Source organism: Sulfolobus sp. B1 (genome assembly GCF_007050195.1).
GTDB lineage: Archaea > Thermoproteota > Thermoprotei_A > Sulfolobales > Sulfolobaceae > Saccharolobus.
Genome location: NZ_QIMI01000364.1, coordinates 1 through 569, shown reverse-complemented (window position 1 = coordinate 569; position 569 = coordinate 1). Strand labels below are relative to the sequence as shown.

At 32.3% G+C, this 569-nt stretch carries 1 pseudogene; it reads left to right on the top strand.

Annotation, left to right across the window (positions count from 1 at the left end):
* Positions 1–70: 70 nt before the first annotated feature.
* Positions 71–541, top strand: a pseudogene (locus tag DMP16_RS10710) (aminotransferase class I/II-fold pyridoxal phosphate-dependent enzyme); the annotation flags it as partial.
* Positions 542–569 lie beyond the last annotated feature (28 nt).

Sequence of the window (569 nt, the reverse complement as noted above, 5' to 3'; positions counted from 1 at the left end):
CAAAGTTTATCCCCTACGTGATGTAAGTTTTCTGCAAAGGTATTGGTAATGAAATAGAGGTAAAGGGCATTTGGTATCGAGAATTGGAAAGGAAATAGAGATTTCCCCCGTAGAGTTAGCTTCACAGATTGCTAAAAAGGTAAAAATCAATTTAGCAAGTGGTACTCCAGATCCTAAGAAAATTCCGTTGAATGATATAAGAGAAGCTTATACAGAAGTTATAGAAGAATATGGGGCAAAAGTTTTGTTTTATCCTGGTGCTGGAGGGCAAGAGGAATTAATACAAGAAATTGATAAAAAATTTCTTAACTTATTAGGAATTACAAAAAGAAAAGATGAAAAAATTGTAATAACCAGTGGGGCTCAACACGCATTAGAGCTAATAGGAAAATATTTTCTAGAAAATGACGTAATAGCAGTTGAAAATCCAACGTTTATCGAGACGTTTAATTCATTAAAATTAAGAAGCTCTTCAATTGTTCCAATATCTTTAGACTACGATGGATTGAATGTTGATGAACTGGAGGACATACTAAAGATATTTATACTGTTATTATTAGTTTGTTGAA